At 67.7% G+C, this 20,798-nt stretch carries 20 protein-coding genes and 1 pseudogene; 18 read left to right on the top strand and 3 right to left on the bottom strand.

Annotation, left to right across the window (positions count from 1 at the left end):
* Positions 1-75 precede the first annotated feature (75 nt).
* Positions 76-1,067: pseudogene (locus FBY35_RS12995) on the top strand (GntP family permease); the annotation flags it as partial.
* A 56-nt stretch (positions 1,068-1,123) separates the two neighbouring features.
* Here FBY35_RS12995 and FBY35_RS12990 read toward each other — a convergent pair.
* The 3 genes from FBY35_RS12990 to FBY35_RS12980 all read right to left on the bottom strand — a co-directional run bounded on the left by FBY35_RS12990 (position 1,124) and on the right by FBY35_RS12980 (position 5,061).
* Positions 1,124-2,452, bottom strand: coding sequence for a M14 family metallopeptidase (locus FBY35_RS12990; protein ID WP_142213957.1), 1,329 nt, complete (start codon positions 2,450-2,452; stop codon positions 1,124-1,126).
* A 302-nt stretch (positions 2,453-2,754) separates the two neighbouring features.
* A complete protein-coding gene (locus tag FBY35_RS12985) occupies positions 2,755-4,383 on the bottom strand; it encodes a chitinase (protein ID WP_142215040.1) in 1,629 nt (542 codons plus the stop codon).
* 240 nt (positions 4,384-4,623) lie between these two features.
* Entirely contained in the window at positions 4,624-5,061 is a 438-nt protein-coding gene (locus tag FBY35_RS12980) for a hypothetical protein (protein ID WP_142213956.1), read from the bottom strand.
* A gap of 334 nt (positions 5,062-5,395) precedes the next feature.
* On the opposite strand from FBY35_RS12980, the gene FBY35_RS12975 reads away from it, so the two are divergent.
* The 17 genes from FBY35_RS12975 (at position 5,396) to FBY35_RS12895 (ending at position 20,747) form a co-directional block, all read left to right on the top strand.
* A complete protein-coding gene (locus FBY35_RS12975; RefSeq protein WP_142213955.1) occupies positions 5,396-6,274 on the top strand; it encodes a hypothetical protein in 879 nt (292 codons plus the stop codon).
* 117 nt (positions 6,275-6,391) lie between these two features.
* Positions 6,392-7,105, top strand: coding sequence for a Flp pilus assembly protein CpaB (cpaB, locus tag FBY35_RS12970; protein WP_142213954.1), 714 nt, complete (start codon positions 6,392-6,394; stop codon positions 7,103-7,105).
* A gap of 7 nt (positions 7,106-7,112) precedes the next feature.
* A complete protein-coding gene (locus FBY35_RS12965) occupies positions 7,113-8,408 on the top strand; it encodes a P-loop NTPase (RefSeq protein ID WP_142213953.1) in 1,296 nt (431 codons plus the stop codon).
* A complete protein-coding gene (locus tag FBY35_RS12960; protein ID WP_142213952.1) occupies positions 8,405-8,818 on the top strand; it encodes a TadE/TadG family type IV pilus assembly protein in 414 nt (137 codons plus the stop codon). The genes FBY35_RS12965 and FBY35_RS12960 overlap by 4 nt, the downstream gene beginning before the upstream one ends.
* Before the next feature lie 4 nt (positions 8,819-8,822).
* Entirely contained in the window at positions 8,823-9,185 is a 363-nt protein-coding gene (locus FBY35_RS12955) for a TadE/TadG family type IV pilus assembly protein (RefSeq protein ID WP_142213951.1), read from the top strand.
* Positions 9,186-9,215: 30 nt separating this feature from the next.
* The gene (locus FBY35_RS12950; RefSeq protein WP_142213950.1) at positions 9,216-10,553 is read left to right on the top strand and encodes a CpaF family protein; all 1,338 of its coding nucleotides are present in this window, start codon (positions 9,216-9,218) and stop codon (positions 10,551-10,553) included.
* A 17-nt stretch (positions 10,554-10,570) separates the two neighbouring features.
* Positions 10,571-11,509, top strand: a complete 939-nt coding sequence (locus FBY35_RS12945) for a type II secretion system F family protein (protein ID WP_142213949.1) — start codon at positions 10,571-10,573, stop codon at positions 11,507-11,509.
* 9 nt (positions 11,510-11,518) lie between these two features.
* Positions 11,519-12,394 (top strand): DUF5936 domain-containing protein, encoded by an 876-nt coding sequence (locus FBY35_RS12940; RefSeq protein WP_142213948.1) that lies wholly within the window; start codon positions 11,519-11,521, stop codon positions 12,392-12,394.
* Positions 12,395-12,425: 31 nt separating this feature from the next.
* Positions 12,426-13,811 carry a sensor histidine kinase gene (locus tag FBY35_RS12935; protein WP_142213947.1) on the top strand — a complete coding sequence of 462 codons (1,386 nt, stop codon included), beginning with the start codon at positions 12,426-12,428 and terminating at the stop codon, positions 13,809-13,811.
* Between the two features lie 14 nt (positions 13,812-13,825).
* On the top strand, positions 13,826-14,878 hold the full coding sequence (locus FBY35_RS12930; protein WP_142213946.1) for a response regulator transcription factor: 1,053 nt from the start codon (positions 13,826-13,828) through the stop codon (positions 14,876-14,878).
* A gap of 233 nt (positions 14,879-15,111) precedes the next feature.
* Positions 15,112-15,357, top strand: a complete 246-nt coding sequence (locus tag FBY35_RS12925; RefSeq protein WP_142213945.1) for a hypothetical protein — start codon at positions 15,112-15,114, stop codon at positions 15,355-15,357.
* A 62-nt stretch (positions 15,358-15,419) separates the two neighbouring features.
* Positions 15,420-15,938 (top strand): pilus assembly protein TadG-related protein, encoded by a 519-nt coding sequence (locus tag FBY35_RS12920; protein ID WP_399208251.1) that lies wholly within the window; start codon positions 15,420-15,422, stop codon positions 15,936-15,938.
* A 31-nt stretch (positions 15,939-15,969) separates the two neighbouring features.
* On the top strand, positions 15,970-16,584 hold the full coding sequence (locus tag FBY35_RS12915) for a hypothetical protein (protein WP_142213944.1): 615 nt from the start codon (positions 15,970-15,972) through the stop codon (positions 16,582-16,584).
* Between the two features lie 3 nt (positions 16,585-16,587).
* A complete protein-coding gene (locus tag FBY35_RS12910) occupies positions 16,588-17,214 on the top strand; it encodes an OmpA family protein (RefSeq protein WP_142213943.1) in 627 nt (208 codons plus the stop codon).
* Between the two features lie 170 nt (positions 17,215-17,384).
* On the top strand, positions 17,385-18,992 hold the full coding sequence (locus FBY35_RS12905; protein WP_142213942.1) for a Hint domain-containing protein: 1,608 nt from the start codon (positions 17,385-17,387) through the stop codon (positions 18,990-18,992).
* A gap of 22 nt (positions 18,993-19,014) precedes the next feature.
* The gene (locus tag FBY35_RS12900) at positions 19,015-19,599 is read left to right on the top strand and encodes a hypothetical protein (RefSeq protein ID WP_142213941.1); all 585 of its coding nucleotides are present in this window, start codon (positions 19,015-19,017) and stop codon (positions 19,597-19,599) included.
* Positions 19,600-19,721: 122 nt separating this feature from the next.
* Positions 19,722-20,747, top strand: a complete 1,026-nt coding sequence (locus tag FBY35_RS12895) for an aminoglycoside phosphotransferase family protein (RefSeq protein ID WP_260848600.1) — start codon at positions 19,722-19,724, stop codon at positions 20,745-20,747.
* Positions 20,748-20,798: the final 51 nt, after the last annotated feature.

Raw genomic sequence — 20,798 nt, 5'->3', positions numbered from 1 at the left:
CTTTCCCGGGCTCGCCCTGCGACTTACGTTCCCCGCAATGTCGCATCGCGGCTTCACGTGGTCGTCCGGCTTTCCCGGGCGGCCGCCAAGCGCTCCGGCCGGTCCGTCCTGCTGTACGCGATGCCCCTGCTGGCGGGCCTGTCGATGACCCACGCCTTCCTGCCGCCGCACCCCGGCCCGGTCGCCGCCGCCGGTCTGCTCCATGTCTCGCTCGGCTGGGTCGTCCTCATGGGTGTCCTCGTCGGCCTCCCGGCGGTCCTCGCCGCCTGGGGGTACGCCGCCTGGATCGGCAACCGCCTCTTCGTCGCGGTCCCGCAGGACATGGTGGAGGCCGCGGCGGACGCGAAGGCCGCCGTCCTTGCCGAGCGGAGCGCCGCGGGCCGAACTGCGCAGGAGCGCCCGGTCTCCCTCGGCACCGTCCTCACCATCATCGGTACGCCGCTGGTCCTGATCCTCGCCGCCACGTTCTCGTCCATCGCACTGGACCCCTCGACCCCGCGCTCGGTCATCGAGTTCTTCGGCAGCCCCTTCGTCGCCCTGACGATCGCACTCCTGATGGCGTACTACCTGCTGGGCCTGCGCGCCGCGGCTGGTCCCGCAAGTCCCTGGACACCGTGTCGACATCCTCGCTGAAGCCGGTCGGCAACATCCTGCTCGTGGTCGGCGCGGGCGGCATCTTCGGTGCCGTGCTGAAGGCAAGTGGCGTCGCCCAGGCGCTGTCCGACGCCTTCAACGGCATCGGCCTGCCCGTCATCGTGCTCGCCTCTCTCATCGCGCTGGTGCTGCGTGTCGCGCTGGGGTCGGCGACGGTCGCGATCGTCACCACGGCAGGCATCGTGCTGCCGCTTGTCGAGAACGGCGACCACTCCCAGGCCTTCCTTGCACTGGTCATCATGGCGATCTCGGCCGGCTCGATCTTCGCCTCGCACGTCAACGACGGGGGCTTCTGGATCGTGGCGAAGTACTTCGGGATCTCGGAGCGGGACACGCTGAAGTCCTGGACGGTCGTGGAGCCGGTCCTGTCGGTCTCGGGCTTCGCGGTGGCGGCGGCGCTCAGTCTGGCGCTCCAGTGGGCACGGACACGAAAAGGCGCCCCGGGCTCCCCGGGGCGCCCCCTTCCGTATCAACTCGTGCAGTACTGCTGCTCCTTGCCGATCGAGCGGTACATGCAGTCGGAGTTCTCCAGAAGCTGGAGCACAGCGTCCCGGTTGCGGCTCGTCTCGCGTTCGATTACCTCGTCGGGCGGGTAGAAGCCGCCGCCGCCCGAGGACGGGTACATCTCGAACGTGTAGCTGAAGATCTTCTGGTTGCCCCACAGCCAGTCGTCGATCGTGCCGTCCGTGATGTACAGATCGCTGGACTGCTCGGGCGTGTAGCCGTTGCTAGCGGCCATCTTCTTGCCGACGGCGGCGTACGCGTCCCGGTCGTCCTTGGTGAGCCCGGGCCCGGTGTCGCTGTAGGTGTAGCCGTACGGCCAGAGCACCAGCTCGCTGTACGTGTGGAAGTCGATGCCGGTCTTGATCTGCTGCTTGCCGCCGACGACGCGGCTGCGTACGAAGTCGGCGACGACCTTCACCTCGGGCGCCGACTCGCCGGCCGAACCTCGGTAGATGTCGGACGACTTGCTGCCTGAGGAGCCGCCGCAGCATCCCCACTTGTAGGCCCAGTTGCGGTTGAGGTCGGTACCGACGTACGAGGAACCGGAGTTGGGCTGGCGGTTCTTGCGCCAGCTGCGGTACGAGCCGGTGGCGATGTCGTACTCGCCGCCGTCGGGGTTGAGGTCGGGCACGATCCAGATCTCGCGGCCGTTGACGGCGTTGGTGATCCGCGAGTCGCTGCCGTAGCCCGCGCCGAGCTCGCGCACCAGATAGAGCGCCATCTCGACGGTGAGGTGCTCGCGGGCGTGCTGATGGTGCGTGAAGAGCACTTCGGGCTCGGCCTCGTCGGTGCCCACATGGTCGCTGACCTTGATGGCGACGATGTCCCTGCCCTGGTACGACTTGCCGATGACGCGCTTGCTCATGATCGACGGATACTGCGCGACGCGATGGTTGAGTTCGGCGGTCATCTCGGCGTAGTTGTGGTACTTGGAGTCGGCCGAGGGGAAGTCCATCGGCCGCACGGCCGTCCCGTCACGGCGGTCGGGGACCTTGCCCACCGCCCGCAGCTTGTAGCCGAGTGACCTGAGCCTGGCGGCCTCCGTCGGGTCGGCGGAGACGATGACCACATGGCCGTCGGAGTCGTCGATGGTCACGCCCGTCCTGGCGAGCGCCGTGCGGGTGACCTTGTCGGCGTGGATGTCGATTTCGTACTGGCGGATGTCTTCGTCCGTCGAGACGGGGGGCGGCGCCGATGCGGTGGCGGTGCCGTTCGCGGTGATTGGCGCGGCCAGTGCCATGGCCAGCAGTGCCGCGAGGGCAGCGGCCCTTCTGCCGCGGATGCGAAGTCGCATGCTGTCTCCTGGGTGTGGAGTGTGGGGGGTTGATCAGTTGCGGCGCATGTCGTGCGGGTGTGTGCGCACATGGTGAGTCCCTGGCATGACCCGGTCAAGAGGTCAACTTCGGCCATACGAGTGGGGTGGCGGGCCGGCCGGGGCAGCGTGGGCACCGTTCATCTTGCACGCCGCCGCCGCTGGTTCGCGGTAGCGGCACGGGGCACCAGAGGGACGTCGGTTGTACGCGCGGCAGGACCAAGGCCGTACAGCAGCGCCACCGGGGAAGAGGCGGCGCTGCTGTCTCAGCGGGTGGGGCAGGGCTACGGGAGGCCGTGCACGTGCGGGCCGACCGCGTTCGACCAGGCGTTGCCGGACTTGGCGTCCCAGTTGGTGGACCAGGTCATCGCACCGCGCAGCGACGGGTAGGTCTTCGACGGCTTGAACGATCCGCAGTTCGTGCCCCGGGCGAGGCAGTCCAGCGCGTTGTTCACGATCGTCGGCGACACATAGCCGCTGCCCGCGCCGCTGGTCGATGCGGGCAGACCGAGCCCGACCTGGGCCGGGGAGAGGCCGCCCTCCAACTGGATGCAGGCGAGCGCGGTGAGGAAGTCGACCGAGCCCTGTGAGTAGACCTTGCCGTCGCAGCCGAGCATCGAACCGCTGTTGTAGTACTGCATGTTGACGACGGTCAGGATGTCCTTGATGTTGAGCGCCGTCCTGAAGTACTCGTTCGACGTCGACTGCATGTCGATGGTCTGCGGCGCCATCGTGATGACGAGCCCCGCCCCCGCCTTCGACGAGAGCGACCTGAGGGCCTGGGTCATGTACGTGGAGTTGAGGCCGTTCTCCAGGTCGATGTCGACGCCGTCGAAGCCGTACGTCTGCATCATCGAGTAGACGGAGTTGGCGAAGTTCGTCGCCGAGGCCGAGTCATTGATGCCGACGGTACCGTTCTGGCCGCCGATCGAGATGATCACGGACTTGCCCGCCGCCTGCTTGGCCTTGATGTCCGCCTTGAACTGGTCGACGGTGTAGCCGCCGAGCCCTGCCGAGTCGAGGTTGAAGGTGACGCCGCCGGGTGTGCCGGTCGCGTCGGCGAAGGAGACGGCGATGATGTCGTAGGCGCTGGGCACGTCGCTGATCTTCTGGACGGTGGCGCCGTTGTTGAAGTTCTGCCAGTAGCCGGTCACCGCGTGCTTGGGCACGGTGCCCCCGCCCCCGCTGCCGCCCGATGCGGAGGTGGTGCCGGTCACCGCGGCGGACTTCGCAGACTCACCGGCCGCGTTGGTCGCGGTCACCTGGAACTGGTACGCAGTGGAGGCGGCAAGCCCCGTCGCGGTCGCCGAGGCGCCGCTGACCGACTGCACCTTGGTCCCGTTCTGGTAGAGGTTGTAACCCGTGGCGCCGCTCACCGCGTTCCAGGAAAGCGCCACGGAGGACGAGGTCACCGAGCCCGCCGCGAGCCCGGCCGGGGTGGCCGGCACGGTCGGCGAGGGGTCGCCGCCACCTCCGCCGTCCGGGCCGAAGACGTTGACATCGTCGGCGTAGTAGGGGGCCTGCCCGTACCAGCCGTGGGTGTAGACCGTCACCGAGGTCGTGCTCGCGCCGGTCGTGAAGGTGGTGGACAGCTGTTTCCAGCCGGCCGAGTCCGGCGTCCAGGTGGACACGTCCGTGGTCCCGGTCCCGCTCGCACCGAGATAGGTGTAGCCGCCCTGCACCCACGCGCTGAGGGTGTACGTCGAGTTGGGCTTCACCGCCACGGTCTGGGTGCACTTGGCGTTGTCCTGCCCGGCTGGAGTTCCCTTGAGCGCGGAGGCGCCGCCGTGGACGGGCGAGGAGACATTGCTCCCGCTGCCCGCGGAGCAGGTCCAGTTGGCGAGCCCGGACTCGAAGCCGGCGTTCTTGGTGACATTGACGTCGGCGGCCTGCGCGGTCCCCGTGATGCCCATGAGGGTGAGACCGGTCCCGACAGCGAGTGCGAGCACGCCGCCGAGCCATGTTCGGGAGGGGCGTCTCCGTGAGGGTGAGGTGCGGTCCACTTGCTGCCTCCGGTGGGGGAGTTGGGGGGTGTGGAGGGGTTACGGAACGGTGGCCACCGCTGGGCGTACAAGCTGGTCCAGACCAATCGGGTTGTCAAGACCTCTGGCACCGATTCGTATACACACGCCGGACGCCGGACGGCCGTGCGCTCAGGCCTCGTCCTGCAGCCGGTCCGCGGCGTACCCCGCAACACACCCCACCACCAGCACCGCGTTGGACAGCAGTACTCCCTCCGCCGCCAACTCCTGTCGGCGAACAGCCATGTTGAGCGCCAGTGCCACGACCGGCACGGCGAACGCCGCCGTCAGATGCCCCGGCACCGAATCCCGGAACGGCTCCCGGTGAATCCGCGCCGCCGCCCAGACGGCCGTCGCGATGCACACCGCGTTCGGTACATGGGCCAGCAGCAGCCGGCCGCCGAAGGTCTCCATGCGCGGCCCCGTCGCCGGAACGTCACGGACGAGCGTGGCCCACAGATACTCGCTGAAGACGAGGACGACGACACCGGCCGCCCAGGCCCGTACGAGCGCGAGCAGCGCCGCACCCCGCCGCTCCTCGTGCGCCCCCTGGTGGCCGTACCGCGTCATCGCTCCGCCCTCCCCTCGGTCGACGTGCCTCTCGTACAAGGAACCGGAAGTGGAGCGTACAAAGGGGGGCACCGGACTGGCGTGGGTCCGGAGGCCCAACGCGGGCCCCAAAGGCGGACGCGGGCCCAGGTGAACTCACTCCCCTGAAATGGGAGTTGACTTGTGACCCCTTCGCCCGTTTTCGCATGTGCGGAGCGTGTGCGAGTTGTGGCCCAGAGATCCGAAAGTGTTCTCTGCCTCGTACGGCGCCGATAAAGTGCGGGGCAGAAGCACGGAGCAGTAGGTATCTGCGGTCGCCGGGCCCCCGGCGTCCGGGGCTGAACGGGGAAACAGCGTGCCCACCGCGATAGCTGTCACCAGCGCCGATCTGGTGCTGCCGCCCACCGACCACCAGACGCCCACCGCGGCACTGCTCCACTCGCCCGACGCCCAGCCCCTGGACGCCGCGCTCGCCGACATGAGCGTCCTTCTGGAGCAGCACGGCTATGTGATCGCGATGTATCCCGCGACCATCGCGAGGGCCCACGAGCGCCGGCTGCACACGGTCCGGTCGGTCCTGGAGAGCGACCGGATCGCCTTTCTGAAGCTGGACCTGCCACCCCTGGGCGTGGCTGTGCTCGTGCGCCAGTTACGGCAGTTGTCGATCTGCGACTTCAGTGCCGGCGTGGTGGCCTCCGCCGCCCGGCTGCTGTCCCACTACATCTATGCGGGGGCTCTGCTCAACTCCGTGACCAGGCTGGACCGCGTACCGGTGAGCCTGAAGTCCCACGCAAAGTCCTGGGTCCCCGGCTCCCAGTTCGGTGTGCTGGCGAACCCGAATCCCCAACTGGTCAAGATTGGCTCCGGAGAGATCTCCGGCCCCGATTTCGGCACGCAACTGCTGGTTGCAAGGGGACAGTTGCAAAGCGAGTGGGTGAACTCGACTCTCGCTCCCGCCTGGCAGGTGCAGGGCATGACGGAAACGGCGCTTCCCGCTGATTCCCCCCGCTGGTGGGGGACGTCCAGACTGATCGAATTCGCTGCCTGTCTGCCTGATATCTCCGTGCTCTACCAACTGGTTTCGTCCGTACGGCGAGAGGTGTGCACCTGGTGCGGAAGAGAACTCATCGGTGATCGCTGCGGTTTCTGCTCCGCACCGATCGCCCCGGCCGAGAACCGAACGCCCACAACGGGTGTCCTGAACCAAGGGGCTCCGATGCCTCAGGGTTCGTAACCGGTTCGGCCGCTCCCCGGAGGTTCCACCTCGCCGGCTCGGCCGCAGCAGCTCAGGCACGTGCACAGTTCCGACTCTGTCCGCTCCTCAACGCTCCTGAACGAGGTTCTCCCGCCCATGAATTCACGTCAGCGCCGTGGCGTCATACTTCTGCTCCTGTCGGTTCTCTGCGCCTTCGGTGTGTTCGCCGGTGTCCTGTCCGTCATCAGTGACGTGAATTCCAAGGTGGGGCCCGAGGTCGCGGCATACCGGATCAAGACCGATGTGGCGCCCTACACGTCTTTGGAACCGGGGCAGTTCGAGAAGATCTCGATGCCCAAGCGCTGGCTGTCGCAGAATGCTGTTACTGATCTGTCCGTGGTCAAGGGAAAGATCGCCGTCACGCAGCTCAAGAAAGGCTCGCTGCTCCAGGACGACATGATGGTGAGGAAGCCCGCGGTCGGCAATGGCGAGCAGGAGATCGCCATCATGATCGACGCGGCCACCGGTGTGGCAGGAAAGATCACGCCGGGTTCTCTGGTCAATATCTTCGCCACGTTCGCCGGCAAGAAGGAAGGCGAGGCGGACCAGTCGCGCATCATCGTGCCCAACGCCAAGGTCATCGACGTCGGCCGTATCACCGCACTCCAGCCGGACAAGAACGACCGGGGCAGCGGACTCACCCAGGCCGTGCCCATCACCTTCGCCCTCAACACCACGGACGCACAGCGGCTTGCCTACGCGGAGTCCTTCGCCGAGCACGTCCGGCTGGCCCTCCTCGGTAACTCCAGCCCGGCCACGCTGCGCCCGGGGGACAGCACCTACACCCTCGACGAAGACAAGAACAAGTGAGGGCTGTATGACCACGCGAATCATCCCGGCAGTCGGCGACGCCGACGCCGCCCGGTCCATCACCACCCTGCTCAGCCAGCTCCCCGACGCGGAGCCGGCCGGTCCGGTGGGCGACTCGACCACGCTCCTGGACACCCTGGCCCGGCTGGCCGGAGAGTCGATCGACGAGCTGCCCGAAGTCGTCCTGGTGCACGAGCGGATCGGGCCGGTTCCGGCGCTGGAGCTGATCCGGGAAGTGGCCCTGCGTTTCCCGGCGGTCGGGGTCGTGCTCATTACGTCCGACGCCAGCCCCGGGCTCTTCTCGGCCGCCATGGACTCGGGTGCGCGGGGTCTGATCGGGTTGCCGCTGAGTTACGAGGAGCTGGTCACCCGGGTCCAGGCGGCGGCCGGCTGGTCCGTGGGAGTGCGCCGTCACCTCGGCCAGGGCACCGAGGTCTTCTCCGGTCCCGGCGGCACGGTCGTGGCCGTCGCGGGCGGCAAGGGTGGCGTGGGCACCACGCTGACCGCGGTCCAACTGGCCCTCGCCGCACAGGCCTCCGGCCGGACCACGGCGCTGGTGGACATGGATCTGCAGGCCGGCGACATCGCCTCGTACCTGGATGTGCAGTTCCGACGCTCGATCGTCGATCTCGCGGGTATCCAGGACATCTCGCCCCGGGTGCTCCAGGACGTGGTCTTCCACCACGAGAGCGGCCTCGGCCTGCTGCTCGCCCCGGGCGAGGGAGAGCGCGGCGAGGAGGTCACCGACCGGGTGGCGCGGCAGGTCGTCAGCGCACTGCGCCAGCGCTACCAGGTCGTGGTCGTCGACTGCGGTTCGCAGATGAGCAGCGCCAACGCCACCGCCGTCGAAATGGCGGAGAAGGCGGTCCTGGTGACCACCCCGGACGTGGTCGCGGTGCGCGGGGCCAAACGCATGGTCCGGCTCTGGGACCGGCTGCAGATCCGCAAGGCGGAAGAGACGGTCATGGTGGTCAACCGCCATATGCGCAATACGGAAATCCAGCCGCCGCTGATCGAGCGGATCACCGGCACCCGGGTGGCGAGGATCGCCGTCCCGTCGAACTTCAAGGAGCTCCAAGGCGCTGTCGACGCCGGGCGGATGCAGGACCTGGACGCCAGGAGCACCGTCAAGCAGGCGCTGTGGGGCCTGGCCGGAGAGCTCGGCCTGGTGACAACGGCGCAGAACGAGGGCAGGACAAGGACCAAGGGCGGACGCGCCGCCAACGACCGGGGGTCGTTCGCCTTCGGACGCCGCGCACGTGGCGAAGCATCGAGGGACGGGAACCGGGGGGCAGGGGGATGAGACACAGGTGGACCGTCCGGTGCCGTCCGGACGGGCAACGCGACAGGGGCCAGATAGCGGTCGAGTTCGTCGGCATGCTGCCGGTCATTCTCCTCACGTGTGTGCTGCTCTGGCAGGCCGTGCTGTTCGGTTACGCCTACACCCTGGCGGGCAATGGCGCCGACCGGGCCGCGCACGACGCGGCCGTGAGCTATCTGCGGCCGGAGCAGGACGCGCGCTGCCAGGAGGGCGCCCGCCTGGGAGTGGCCGATCCGGACTTCGACTTCGGCGCGGACTGCATTCCCGACCTCGGGCACAACTCGATGCGGGCGAGCGTCGGAGTGAAGGTGCCCGTCCTCATACCCGGCCTGACCGACTACTCGTTCGGCACGGTGACCGGCAAAGCCAGTTCGCCTCTGGAGGAGGACTGAACCGATGACCAGGCGCAGAGACGACAGGGGCGCGACCGCGGTCGAGTACATCGGATTCCTGCCGATCCTGATTCTCATCGGGATCTGCCTGGTCCAGTTCGGCCTGGCCGCGTACGCCATGCAGCAGGCGGGGACGGCCGCCCGTACCGCGGCACGCATCGGTTCGCAGAGCAACGACGATGCCGCTGCCAAGGCGGCGGGTGAGGCGGCCGTCAGTGAACTCATCAAGCCCGGCACCCGGATTGACATGAGTGGTTCGGCCGATGACGCCAGGGCGACGGCCACCGTCGACATCCCCTCGGTCATCCCCGGGTTCAGCTTCGACCCGGTGCGGCGTACGTCCACCATGCCGCGTACCGACGAATAGACCGGCCGGAGAGGAGAGGTGGAGAAACCGATGAGCCTTCTGGAGCGCCGAGGCGCCCCCGAGGAGAACGGCGGGAACCGTGAAGACGGTCGTCTCGTCGCGGTCTACCGGGCGAAGCTGCTTCAGGAGATCGACCTCGCGGAGATGTCGGCGCTGGCCGCGGTGGAGCGCCGCGTCCGCCTGGAGCGGGTACTGGGCCACATCATCAGCCGGGAAGGTCCGGTCCTCTCCACTGTGGAGCGTGCCCAGCTGATCCGGCGCGTGGTCGACGAAGCCCTGGGGCTCGGCATCCTCGAACCTCTGCTCGAGGACGCTTCCGTCTCCGAGATCATGGTCAACGGCCCGGACCAGATCTTCGTGGAGCGCGGTGGCCGGGTCGAGCAACTGTCGATGCGCTTTGCCTCCAACGACCAGCTGATGCAGACGATCGAGCGCATCGTCTCCACGGTCAACCGCCGGGTGGACGAGTCGAATCCGATGGTCGACGCGCGGCTCCCCAGCGGCGAGCGCGTCAACGTGATCATTCCTCCGCTGTCGCTGACCGGCGCCATCCTCACCATCCGCCGCTTCCCCAGGGCCTTCACGCTGCACGAGCTGATCGGCCTGGAATCGCTCGACGAGCCCATGCTCTACCTGCTCTCGGCGCTGGTGCGGTCCAAGACGAACATCATCGTGTCCGGCGCCACCGGCACGGGGAAGACCACCCTGCTCAACGCCCTGTCCGGACTGATCCCGGAAGGCGAGCGCGTGATCACCATCGAGGACTCTGCCGAGCTGCAGCTCCAGCAGTCGCACGTGATCCGGCTGGAGTCCCGCCCTCCGAACGTCGAGGGCAAGGGACGTATCACCATTCGCGACCTGGTACGCAACTCCCTGCGCATGCGCCCGGACCGCATCATCGTCGGTGAGGTCCGTGGTGGCGAAACGCTTGACATGCTCCAGGCAATGTCAACCGGTCACGACGGGTCACTCGCCACCGTCCACGCCAACAGCGCCGAGGACGCGCTGATGCGCCTGCAGACCCTGGCCTCGATGTCCGAGGTGGAGGTCCCCTTCGCGGCCCTGCAGGACCAGATCAACTCCGCCGTCGATGTCATCGTCCAGCTGACCCGCCATGCCGACGGCTCCCGGAAGATCACCGAGATCGCCGTCCTCGACTCGCACGGGCGCGAGCCATTCAAGATCGTCTCTGTCTGCCGCTTCCTGTCACGCCCGATGGGAGCCGACGGCAAGATCTACGGGCACTTCGAGTACTACCCGCTGCCCCGCCGCGTGGCCGACCGCTTCCACATGACCGGCCAGCCCCTCCCACAAGCCTTCGGTATCGCACAGTCCGACGAACAACTCGCCTCCAGAGAAGCCAAGTAGCGAGCAGGTGCCAGGAAATGAATCGACTGGATCAGCTGACGATCGGCGCCACCCTGCTCTTCAGCGCGCTCCTGATCGCGGGCGCCCATACGTACGCCTCCGGCAGGGCCCAGCGCGCGGCGCTCGAACATCGCCTGTCATCGACGCAGCAGATCACCACTCCCGGGCGGCGACGGCGCTTCAGGGGCATCGACCGAAGACTCAAACAGACCTCCTTCGGCAAGAAGATCGAGCGTCGTCTCGCTGCCACCGGTCTCGATCTCACCCCCGGTGAGTTCTTCGTCTACATGGTCGCCGCCGTGGCCGGCTTCTGGCTCCTCGCCAGCTCGTTACTCGCCTCCTTCTTCGGCCCGATCGCGGGACTGATCGCGCTCTGGTCCGCCTTCGCCTTCCTCAACTGGCAGCGTCAGAAGCGCATCGAGAAGTTCATCAACCAGCTGCCCGAACTCTCCCGCATCATCGCCAATGCCACCCAGGCCGGACTCGCCCTGCGGATGGCGATCAGCCTGGCCGCCGAGGAACTGGACGAGCCGGCGGGAGACGAACTGGCCAAGGTCGCGAGCGCCCTGGCCCTCGGGCATTCCATCGACGACGCTCTCGGTGAGCTGGCGGACCGGCTGCCCTCCCGCGAACTGGTCGTCCTGGTCACCACTCTCGTCCTGTCGAACCGCTCGGGCGGCGCCATCGTCAGCTCCCTGCGCAACCTCACGGAGACGCTGGAAGAGCGCAAGGAGACCCGCCGCGAGGTCCGAACCCAGCTGTCGCAGGTGACGCTGACCGCGTACATCGTCCCCGGGATGGGCCTCGCGATGCTGATGCTCATGGACAGCGTGTGGGACGGCGCACTGGACAAGATCACCGGAAACACCCTGGGGCAGGCGGTTGTCCTGATCGCCCTCGGGCTCTACCTCGTCGGCTTCTTCCTCGTCCGCCGACTTGCCAAGATCGAAGTCTGAGGGGGCGTCATGGAACTGCTGCTCGCACTCGCCGCCGGACTGTCCGTCACCGGCATGCTCTACGGGATCAGGCTCTACCGCGCCGAGGCCAGACTGCCCTCGGATCTGGCACTCGCCCTCGAAGTGGGCTCCACCCGCACCAGCGCCGTGGGCAGCGGAATCGACCGCCTCGGCATGCGCTACGCGCCCGCGGTGCTGCGCATGATGGGCCCCAAACGAGTCAACAAGCTGCGCATACGGCTCGACATGGCGGGCAACCCCGGCGGCCTGACCGTGGACCGTTACGCCGCCCGCCGCGCCGTCTATGGATTCATCGGCGCGCTCGGAGCGTTCGCCCTGCTCATCAACGCGCACCCCTTCCTCGCCCTGCTGTTCGTGGCGTTCGGCGTCTGGTGGGCCGAGGTGGGGATCTGGGCGGCCACCCGCGCACGCAAGGCCGCCATCGAACGAACGCTGCCGGACTTCCTCGACGTACTCGCGGTCGTCGTCTCCGCGGGCCTCGGATTCCGCCAGGCCCTCGACCGGGTCGCGGAGCGCTACCGGGGCCCCTGGGCCGACGAGCTTAAGATCACGCTCCGTCAGATGGACATGGGGATGAGCCGCCGCGACGCCTTCGAGCAGCTCCGCAAGCGCAACGCGTCCGAGCAGGTGGCCCAGTTCGTCACCGCGCTCCAGCAGGGTGAGGAACTCGGTGCGCCCATCGTCGACACCCTGATCGCCATCGCCAACGACATGCGTCGTACGGACGCCCAGAACGCCCGTCGCCGGGCGTCCAAAGCGGTGCCACAGGCGACGGGCATCGTCACCATGCTCATGGTCCCGGCCACCATCCTGCTCATCGGGGCAGGCATGTTCCTCGGCTCGGGCATGAGCATCGGCGGATGAGCGGGGGATCCCGAGGAAGGGGGAAAGCTCCATGGCACTGCACCACGTGCCGACCGGACCGGCCGGCACTCTGAGGGCGGACGGCCTGCTCGGCGTCGCCTCCGAGGTTGCCGTTCCCGCCGAGCCCGCGCTCAAGATTCAACTGAGCGCGCTCCAGGCCATGTGCCGCCAGGTCTTCGGATTCCGGCTGGCGATGATCGCACTGGCCACCCCCTTCGCCGTCGTGGGCGCGGCATCCGGCTGGCCCACCCTCCTCGTCGGCATCGCGATCCTGGCCACCTTCATGGGCTCGTACGTACTCTTCCGCGACTGGGAGCGCTTCGGCCCGCTGCTGCTGCGGCATCCCTGGCTGCTCGGCATCGACGCCTTCTTCGGCGCGCTGCTGCTGATCACCGCCACCCCGGCCAGCCCCCTGAGCTATGTCACCATCTGTACGCCACTGCTGGCCGGCCTGGTCTACGGATGGCGAGGCGCCGGCGTCTTCGCCGCACTGACCATCCTGATCATCTTCGCCGCATACGCCGCCAACAGCGAACTCCACGTCTCGATCGCCGGCTCCACGCTTCTGCCCGGCCTGTGCGCCGTACTGGGTGCCGTCGGAGTCAGCCTGCGCCAGTTGATGCTCGGCTTCGGCACAGCGACGCAGGCCCTCAGCGACGTACGCTCGCGGCTCGCGGTGACCGAAGCCGTCCAAGGCGAACGTGCCCGTCTGGCACGCGAGATGCACGACTCCGTCGCCAAGACCCTGCACGGTGTGGCGATGGCCGCAGACGGTCTGGCATCCTCGGCCGACCGCATGGACCCACTCACCGTCAAACACCAGTCGGAAGTGGTCGCCAGATCCGCCCGCCGTGCAGCCGCCGAATCCCGTGAACTGCTCTCCGACCTGCGCCGCCAGAGCGACATCGAAGCGGCAGGCGTCGACGTGGCCGCCGAACTCTCCGCCCGTACCGACGACTTCGCCCGGCGGACCGGGATGCGCACCACCTGGCGCACGCTGGGCGACCTGCCCGTACCCGAAGTCCCGCACGCCGTCGCGCGGCACTTATTGACCATCGCCTCCGAGGCGATGGAGAACGCCCACCGTCATGCCCGCCCCACCTGCATCGATGTGTCCGTGGGTGTCGTCGACAGAGCGCTGCGCATCAGCATCTACGACGACGGGTGCGGCCTGCCGCCGGGCACATCGCTCGACGACCTCAGAAAGGCGAGCCACTTCGGACTCGTCGGCATGGTCGAGCGCGCAGCCGGAATCGGCGCCCGTATCCGCATCGGACGCGGGCGGGCGACGAAGGGAACCGAAGTCCGCCTCGAAATCCCGGTCAACGCACTGTCGCCCAGTGGCCTACCCGCGGCCGTACACCCGCCGCTCACGCACCAGCCAGTCCCCACCGACCTCAGTCCCTCCACGCACTGAAAGGAGGCCGCACCATGCCGGACGACTCGGCGTACACATCAGGACAGCAACTGCCGTCGTCGCACGTGTCCCAGCACACGTCCTCGCACAGCACACCCATCCGCTCCGAGCACACACCCGCACAGGTACCACTTCCCCCGCCGGCCGCGGCATCCGGAGGGCTCCCCGCCCTCCCCCCACCGGTGACCCCGACACCGCTGAGGGTCGTGGTCGCCGATGACAACCCCGTCGTACGGGCCGGGCTCCACGTGCTGCTCTCCGGCCGCGAGGACATCGCGGTGGTCGCCGAGGCAGCCGACGGGCGCGAGGCCTGTGAGGCCGCGCAGCGACACCGTCCCGACGTCGTTCTGCTGGACGTGAGGATGCCGGGCGTCGACGGCATCTCGGCGTTGCCGCATCTGGTGCGGATCGCCCCGGTGATGATGCTCACGTACAGCCGCGAGAGTGAGATCGTGCGGGAGGCGCTGCGCCTGGGGGCGGGCGGCTACCTGGTCCACGGAGAGTTCACCGCGGAGCAACTCGTCGACGCGGTACGGGGCATCAGGCAGGGCAGGGCCCCCTTCACGGCCACCGCGGCCAACGCACTGCTCGCCCATGTGCGGGGCGGGCCCGCGCCGGCCGGGCACCGACCGCTTCCGGACGGGCTGGGACAGGTGTTCACCAACGGCGCGGCCCCTCAAGGTGCGACTGCACATGGTCCCGTGCCGCAAACCGATCCACGCCAGACGTCCAACTTCGGGCATCAGGACGACTCTTATGTATCGAACTCGTTGCAGCCGCAGCACGACACTTCGCGTATGCAACCGAATGTGGGACAGTCGTCCAAGACGGAGTTCGGGCTGAGTTCGAGGGAGGTGGAGGTGATGGATCTGATCGCGTCCGGCATGACCAATCAGCAGATCGCCGCCACCTGCTTCATCAGTGAGAAGACGGTCAAGAACCACATCAACCGCATCTTCGCCAAACTGCACAGCACCAGCCGCAGTGAGGCCATCGCGATATGGCTCGGCACCGCGCATGGCCACGCCGGGGGCCGTACGCCGAGGGGGGCGGCGGGTCATGGCTGACGGTACGGCGATGCGCGCTGCGGACTGCTCGGCCCATCTTCCGAACGGGCAGGCCCATCACTCCCTTTGGGCCTCGGATTGGGCCCTGGGACCCTCTGCGGAGACCACCGGAACGTCGTACGTTCTTCGTGTCGAAAGCGGCACCGGCCAGGAGGAAGCCGGTTGCGCGGAAGGCACACAGGCGACTTGCGAACCGGCCGGTGTGCGGCCGGCCGGACCGGGAGGGGAACACCATGTCGAAGGACATCGCGCTCAAGGCGGCGGTTGCGACGCAGCTTCGTGTGAGCGGCTGGAGGAACACCGCGATCGAGCGGATGAGCCGCAGGGCCGACAGGGGTCAGACCTCGGTCGAGTACATCGGCATGCTGGTGGCGGTCATCGCGATCATCGCGATCGTGGTGACCATGAAGGGGGACATCGGCAAGGAGATCGGCAACAAGATCAAGGACGTGATCGGCACCTCCGGCAAGGCGGGCTGATCGTCCGATCGCACAGCGGGCAACGCGAGGCAGGGCAGGCTTTCCCCATCTACATCACGGTGGTGGCGGGCCTGCTCTTCCTCGCATTCGCGTATTTCGTGGTCGGCGAGTACGACGACCAGCGAAATGGCGCCCAGGGTGCTGCCGACGCCGCCGCGCTGGCCGCAGCCCGGGATGCGCGGAATCAGATCGTCGACGAACTGCTCGGACCGAAGCTGCCGGACAACTGGGCGGACCTCATTCTCGGAAGAGGGTTCGATTCCGTCACGGCATGCCAGGCCGCTGGTGAATACGCGCAGAAGAATGACTCGGACAGGTCCAGTTGCCGTACCTACTACGGGGAGTACTGGGGTTTCACGGTCAGAGTCGAAACCAAGAAAACTATCGGTGATTCGGTGATCCCGGGTACTGCGGACAAGAAGGGCGAGGCAGAGGCCAGGGGTGTCGTCGTGCCGAAATGTTCGCTCATCGGAGCGAAGCTGGATTGCGACGGCCTGGGCTCGTTGATCGACCCGGACGACCTCGGTAGCGTGCCCGACCTGGCTGATCTCTTCACCGTCCGTCTGATCGACGCGAACTGACCGAGTGACAACTAGCAGAGGAATCGCAGTGATGAGCATGCGGCAGATCTCAGGGGCGCGCAGGGCGGCGGCGGCCGTCAGCGCGGCGGTTGCGCTGACCTTCACGCTCACCGCGTGCGGCAGCGACGGCGATAAACCCGACAAGCCTTCCAACGCCGATCAGTCGTCCGCTCCTGACAACGGGGGCGCTGTCGATCAGGGGAACAAGGGGAATCCCGGAAGCGCGAATCCAGGACCGGGCAAGGTCCTGACGACGCTCAAGGGGGAAGACGGGATGGAGCTGGACATCACCGCTGCCGTCCGGGACTCCGGCGGGTTTGTGACGGTCCAGGGGAACATGCGGAACACCACGGACAACGACTTCAACCACACATCCGACTGGTCCGGTTCCGAGCTTGAGGTCAATTCGGCGGTCGGCGGTGGCTCATTGGCCGGAGCTACCCTGGTGGATGCCAAGGAGAAGAAGCGCTACTACGTCCTGCGTGACACCGAGAACCGGCCGCTGGTCACCACAGTCAGCAGCGTCAAGGCAAAGTCGTCGACTCCGATCTTCATGCAGTTCCCGGCGCCCCCTGAGACCGTGAACCAGATGACGTTCTCGCTGCCGACCTTCCAGTCCGTGACGCTTCGGCTCGGAAGCGAGTGACGCATGCGAGTCAGTACAGGATTCGTGCGCGGCCGGGCCGTGTTCATCGGCTCCATTGCCCTCGCTCTCACCGTTGTTGCCGTTCCGTCGGCAGGAGCTGACGACGGACCGCGTCCCAAAGCGAAGTCCGTGTACGAGGGGAAGATCGACGTCAGCGACCCCGACCTCAAGATGGTCGACGGTGCGACGCTCGCCGCTGCGAAGGTTCTGGAAATCAAGCAGGTCGTCGGCGACGAGGCGGGCAGTGAGCAGCGCGAGGACTCGAATTCCGAGGTCAGGTTCAGCCTGCAGGCCGAGGTCCTGTTCGGCAAGGACAGCGCAACGCTGAGCAGCGAAGCCAATTCCCGTATCAAGGCGATTGCCGAGGAGATCAAGAAGCAGAGCGCCAAGAAAGTGCGGGTGTTCGGCTTCACGGACGACCTGGGTTCGGCCGAGCACGGTGATGTGCTGTCCAAGCAGCGCGCCGCCGCGGTGCACGGCGTGCTCTCTCAGGAACTCGCCGCCCTGGGCATCAGCTACGAGATCCGGGGATACGGCGAACAGTTCCCGATCGCCGAGAACAACTCCGAGGAGAACCGACGGAAGAACCGGCGTGTGGAGGTCTCCTTCCCGCGGGGCACTGCGTCCTAGGCCGGCCAGGAAAAACCTTAAGTCCGGGGGCGATCCCCCGTATCAAGCCCAGTGGGCTCTGCCGCAATCACCGTGCAGCAGGGCCCACTTCGCGCCCCGGGCCGAGCTGAGCCCGACATTGGGTCCCGGGGCCCACGACTGCGCGGGCATGGCGCATTAGCGTCGTGTGCATGTCGCGTATGGGGGTAGTGCGTCAGCTTCGCCGGCGGATGCGTGCGCTGTTGCCGCGCACCGATGCCAGGGCGCTCGGGCTGAGGAAGTCGCAGTCGGGGCAGACCGCGGTGGAGTACATCGGTCTGGTCGTGGTGGTGATCGCCATCATCGGCGCGCTGGTGGCTACGGGTGGTGTGCCCGAGGTGGGCAAGGCCATCGGGAACAGGATCTGCCAGGCGGTCGGCGGCAGTTGTGGCGTTGATGGCGGGGGAGACCCGCAGGCCGCCGACGACGGAACCGGCGACCCCGACGACGGAACCGGCGACCCCGACACCCCCGGCACCGGCCAGAAGACCCAGACCCAGATCGACTACGAGAAGGCCCTCAAAGAGCTCCAGGACGCCCAGACCGCCGAGAATTCCGATCAGGACAAGGCCATCGAGGCCGCCAAGGAGCTCGCGAAGATCCTCGCCGACGAACTCGGTATCACCGATGCGCTCGACTGCATCACCGAGGGCGACATGGGCGCCTGCACCGAGACCCTGGTCAATGTGCTGCTCAGCCTGATCGGCGGGGCGGTCGGGAAGCTTGCCGCGAAGTACGGCGCGCCCTGGAAGTGGAAGAAGGCCGTCGAGCTCGTCAGAAGGCTCAAGAAGCACGGCGGGGATCTGTACGACGCGCTCAAGGGGCTCATCAAGAACCGCAAGCGGGTGAAGGAGGCGGAGAAGGAGCTCGCCGACGCCAGGAAGAAGCTCGACGCGGAGAAGAAGGGCAAACCGAAGGACAAGGACAAGCCGCCCTCGTGTCCCGTCCACAGTTTCCCGCCCGGCACTCCCGTCCTGTTGGCCGACGGGCGGCGGATTCCGATCGAGACCGTGTCCGTCGGCACGAAGGTCACCGTCACCGACCCCGTCAGCGGGCTGACCACGGTACGCCGGGTGACGGGCACCATCACGACGTACGACGACAAGGACTTCACCCGCCTCAAGGTGCGGACGAGCGGCGGTCCCGCCGTGCTGACGGCGACGGACACCCATCCCTTCTGGCTGACCGGCCATGGCCGCTGGGCGGACGCCGGAGAGATCGTTCCGGGCGACGGGCTGAGAATGCCGTCCGGCCGGACTCTGAAGGTGGCCGCGGTCTCCCGCTACACCCAGCGTCAGACCACGCACGACCTGACGATCGAGGGCATCCACACCTACTACGTCGGCGTCGGCGCCGAGAGTGCCCTCGTGCACAACAACGACGGCGACTGCCTGTCGGCGGACGAGATCACCGCCGCCCGCAATCCCACGGTGGGCGAAGGCGATCCGAGCAAGTTCAGGAGCCACTTCCAGCGCCACAAGAAGCTCATCGAGGACGCCCTGGGCACCACGTACAAGAAGCTGAAGGAGGACGGTCCGCGGTTCCGCCAGGACATCCAGAACGCCATCAAGGACGGCACCTTCGAACTGGTCGGAAAGGGCACGTTGAAGAAGGGCGAGCCCGAGGGAATGATCTACCGTGGCAAGGGTGTGACCATCATCCTCAGGGAGAACGGCGACTTCTGGACGGCGCTCGAGAGCGGAACCGGGCTCGACACGGCGATCCAGATCACCAAGAAGGTGCCGCCGAAGGCAGGTTAGGGCGGTCCTGGGCGGTCGGGACGTGGGCGACCTGTGCGAACTGGGGCGAGCGGGCTTCACCGGAGCGAAAGGCGTGTGGGCAATGGGCGGCTGGGGCACGGTCGAGGAAGCGCTCAGGGACCGCCAGGTGTATGACGTCCTCGTCCCGGGCTGGATCGACCGGGACGGTGACGTCCCCGAGTTCCGGCCGCAGCCCCTGGTCGTCTGGCTGAGGCTCGACAGCGGACTGCTGAGGTTCCGGTCGGCTGGGCAGTACGACCGGCTGGCCGTCGCGCGCGTGCCTCAGGTCGGTTGGGACGATGTCGAGTTGCTGGCGGTGGCCGAGGACGAGATCGTCGTGGCCTCGTACGGCGAACAGCTCTTCGGCGACGGCAGAGACACTCTGCGCTGCGTGGAGCTGCGGGCGTATCAGGCCGCGGAGAACCTGAAATGTCTCGCCCTCGACTTCGAGGGACGTCACACGCTTTTCCTGGACCCGACCTGGACGTTCGGCATCAGGATTGGCAATGTGGCCGACGAGCAGCGCTGGCGGGAGCTGTACGCGGGCGAAGAGGCGGGCATCGAGACCGTGGAAGTGTCCCTCGGAGGAAGCAGCCGTGGTGAATGATCCGTTGCGGCGGCGATGACTCGGAAGCCGCGGTTCGCGAACAGTCCAGGGGCCGTGGGGAAAGCCAGGAAAATCTACGACGGGACGGGCGCGGAGAAGGAAGCCGCAACGGGGGAGCAGACGTGAGAGTGCCTTTCGGCGCCAGGCTTCGTGACGAACTGGGCGTGCCGCGGAGCGCCCGGCTGCTGGAGAGCAGCCCGCGGTCCGCGGTGTGGCGCGTCACGCTCGACGGGCGCACGGCCGTCGTCAAGCAGCTCGTCGCCGGCCCGGGCGCCGATGAGTGCTATGCGCGCGAGGTGGCCGCGCTTCGGCTCGCCGCACCGGCTCAACCGTCCGTTGTGCCCGGGCTGTTGGGCACGGACGCCGACGAGCGCGTACTGGTGCTGGAGTACGTGGAGCACAGCAAGCCACGCGCAGGATGGGAGGTCCGGTACGCGACAGCGCTCGCCCGGCTGCATGCGGCGGGCGTCGACGCGGGCGGCGCGGAGCTCCCGCCGTGGGCCGGGCCCGACGCGAAGGACACCGTGTCGTTTCTGGGATTCGCCGACACGCTCGGGGTCCCGGCCCCGGACGGGGTCGAGGACGAGCTGAGCCGACTCCTGGACAGGCTGGCCGTATTGGACGGGCCGCGTGCCCTGCTGCACGGCGACCCGTGCCCTGGCAACGACCTGCACACCGAGGACGGCATTCGCTTCGTCGACTTCGAGCAGGCATGCCTCGGAAATGCGCTGATGGAACTGGCGTATCTGCGGATCGGCTTCCCCACCTGCTGGTGCGTGACCGCCGCCCCAGAACCACTGCTCGCGCAGGCCGAGGCGGCATATCGCACGACCTGGCGGGAGGCGACGGGCACGGATGTCGAGGGTGATCTCGCCGACGCCTGTGCGGGCTGGCTGATCCGGGGCGACGCGCTGGTTCAGCGCGCGGAGCGCGGGACCGTCGACCAGTTGGCCCGGGTCATGGACGAGGACTGGAAGTGGGGGACGGTGAGCGCTCGGGAGCGGCTGGTGCACCGGCTGGGGGTGGTGGCCCGGATGAGCGGCGGCAGCGAAGCGCTCGGCGGCCTCGGGAGGCTCGGCGCGGGCATGCGGCGGGCCATGCTCGACCGCTGGCCCGGACTCCGGGCTGCGCCGAGCCGCAGGCCTTAGCCGGGCGGCCATTTGGGTCCGCGGGCCCATGCGGGGGCGTGAACACCGCTG

This window comes from Streptomyces sp. SLBN-118, assembly GCF_006715635.1.
Taxonomy (GTDB): Bacteria; Actinomycetota; Actinomycetes; order Streptomycetales; family Streptomycetaceae; genus Streptomyces.
Note: the sequence above shows the minus strand (reverse complement) of the source record. Positions and strands in the feature narration are given on the sequence as shown.